3 protein-coding genes and 1 pseudogene are annotated in these 2,486 nt (G+C 70.8%); all 4 read right to left on the reverse strand.

The window, feature by feature from the left end:
- The coding region (locus AB0M20_RS38070) for a (2Fe-2S)-binding protein (protein ID WP_364305721.1) at positions 1-287 on the reverse strand (287 nt) is incomplete at its 3' end.
- Positions 284-553 (reverse strand): sarcosine oxidase subunit delta, encoded by a 270-nt coding sequence (locus AB0M20_RS38075; RefSeq protein WP_364305722.1) that lies wholly within the window; start codon positions 551-553, stop codon positions 284-286. The genes AB0M20_RS38075 and AB0M20_RS38070, both read right to left, overlap by 4 nt.
- A 24-nt stretch (positions 554-577) precedes the next feature.
- The gene (locus AB0M20_RS38080) at positions 578-1,810 is read right to left on the reverse strand and encodes a sarcosine oxidase subunit beta family protein (protein ID WP_364305724.1); all 1,233 of its coding nucleotides are present in this window, start codon (positions 1,808-1,810) and stop codon (positions 578-580) included.
- Between the two features lie 91 nt (positions 1,811-1,901).
- Positions 1,902-2,486: pseudogene (locus AB0M20_RS38085) on the reverse strand (phthalyl amidase); the annotation flags it as partial.

Genomic DNA, 2,486 nt, shown 5'->3' on the forward strand with positions numbered 1-2,486 from the left:
CGAGCGACCAGGCCGTCGTACAGCTCCACCGTGGCGGCGAGCAGCATCGGCTCTGCGAACGGCTCCTCGATCTGGACCAGGCCGCCGGAGTCCTCCGCCCAGGCGGCGGTGATGCCGCGCGGGCGGCCGAGTTTGACGCTGGTGGCGACCGAGTGCCGGCCGGCGGCGAGCAGCGCGGAGGCGAGGGTGTCGCCGGGGTGGCCGGTGAACGACTTCCCGTCGAAGGTGAACGCGAGAGTCCGGTCGCGGTCGATCCGGCCGCCGGCGGCGGTGCGGAAGCCGGTCATGAGGGGACCTCCCCGGGACGGTAGACGCGTTCGAAGCGGTAGGTGGCCGTGTCGCGGATCGCGTTGAACCAGCGGCGGCACCCGGCGGAGTGGTGCCACCGCTCGGTGAACCGGCCCTTGCGGTTGTCGCGGAAGAAGACGTAGTGCGCCCACTGCTCGTCGGAGAGGGCGGCCGGGTCCTCCGGGTACGGCACGTGGGCCTGCCCGCCGTAGTGGAACTCGACCTCCTCGCGGGGGCCGCACCACGGGCAGTCGATGAGTTGCACGTCGAAACTCCTGAATCGGTGGGCTCAGTGGGCCACGGCGGCGGCGCCGTGCTCGTCGACGAGGGAACCGGTGACAAAGCGGTCCAGTGCGAACGGCGCTACGTACGGATGGGGCTCGCCGGTCGCGACGGTCTCGGCCAGGCACCACCCGATCCCCGGCGTGGCCTTGAAGCCGCCCGTACCCCAGCCGCAGTTGAGATAGAGGTTCTCCAACGGTGTCCGGCCGGCGATCGGCGAGGCGTCGGGGCTGACGTCGACGATGCCGGCCCAGCTGCGCAGCAGGTGCGCGCGGGCGAAGATCGGGAACAGCTCGACCGCGGCCGCCATCTGGCGCTCGATGATGTGGAAGGCGCCGCGCTGGCCGTACCCGTTGTACGAGTCGACGCCGGCGCCCATCACCAGCTCGCCCTTGTGGGCCTGGGAAACGTACACGTGCACCGCGTTGGACATGACGATCGTCGGGTGCACCGGCTCCAGCAACTCGGAGACCAGGGCCTGCAGCGGATGGCTCTGGATCGGCACGCGGAAGCCGAGCATGTCGGTGAGCACCGTGGTGTGCCCGGCCGCGCACAACAGCACCCGGCCGGCGGCGATGTCCCCGCGGGTCGTCCGCACGCCGGTGACCCGCTCCCCCGCGGTGTCGAAGCCGATGACCTCGCAGTCCTGGATCAGGTCGACGCCGGCCTCGTCGGCCCGCCGGGCGAAGCCCCAGGCGACGTAGTCGTGCTTGGCGATGCCGGCCCGCGGCTGATAGGTGGCGCCCAGCACCGGGTAGCGGATGTCGGCGGACGTGTTGACGATCGGGCAGATCTTGCGGACCTCGTCCGGGTCGAGCCACTCGGCGTCGATCCCGTTGAGCTTGTTGGCCTCGACGCGCCGCACGCTGTCGCGCACGTCCTGCAGCGTGTGCGCCAGGTTCAGCACGCCGCGCTGGCTGAACAGGATCGGGTAACCGAGGTCGTCCTCGAGCCCTTCCCACAGCTTCAGCGCGTGCTCGTAGATCGCGGCGCTCTCGTCCCACAGGTAGTTGGACCGGATCAGGGTGGTGTTGCGGGCCATGTTGCCGCCCGCCAGCCAGCCCTTCTCGAGCACCGCGACGTTCGTGATCCCGTGGTTCTTGGCCAGGTAATGGGCGGTGGCCAGGCCGTGGCCGCCCGCGCCGACGATCACCACGTCGTACGAGCTCTTCGGCTCCGGGTTCCGCCAGAGGAAGCCGGGGTGGTCGGGCAGATCCGCTCCGGGGGGTCGGGGGCTCATCGGCCGGGGACTCCTCTGCCATACAGCGACGGGTGAACTGGTATATCAGTCCCGTCGAACGTACGGTCGAGAGCCGTCGTCAGTCAAGCGGTCAGGTGGTGGGGCAGGCCGGCGCGACGAAGGTCGGCCGTACCCCGATCGTGAAGCGGCAGCCGAAGTCCGGCCGCGCCACCGTCCGCGCGGAGCGGATGTCGTCGCCGGCCGGGCGCTTGCCCGTGCGTACCCAATGCACCAGATCGTCGAAGCCCGCCCGCAACTCCTCCGGGGTGAACTCGCAGTGCCCGACCGCCCGGATCGCCCGGCTGACGAGCAGCCCCGACTGCCGGTGCGCGGCCACCTCACGGGCGTAGATCTGCTCCATCGACAGCGGCACGAACAGGTCGCCGATCGTGTGCAGCGACATCACCGGGATCCGGGGGTCGCCCTTGACGATCGGGATGCCGCTCGCCGACCGGTCGGCCCGCACCCGCAGGACGCGGAGGTTGAGCCGGATCTCCGCGGCGCTCGGCCACCACTGGTCGTCGAGCTGGTACAGCGTGTGGCTGTTGTCGGTCACGTTGCCGGACGCGATGCCCGCGGTGCCGCCGGACAGCCCGGGATAGAGTCCGAAGAGGAACGGCACGTCGGTGTTGGGGGCCAGGCCCGGCCGGGCGTTCCAGTACGCCCAGGCGCTGTC

Source organism: Actinoplanes sp. NPDC051633, assembly GCF_040681735.1.
Taxonomy (GTDB): Bacteria; Actinomycetota; Actinomycetes; order Mycobacteriales; family Micromonosporaceae; genus Actinoplanes.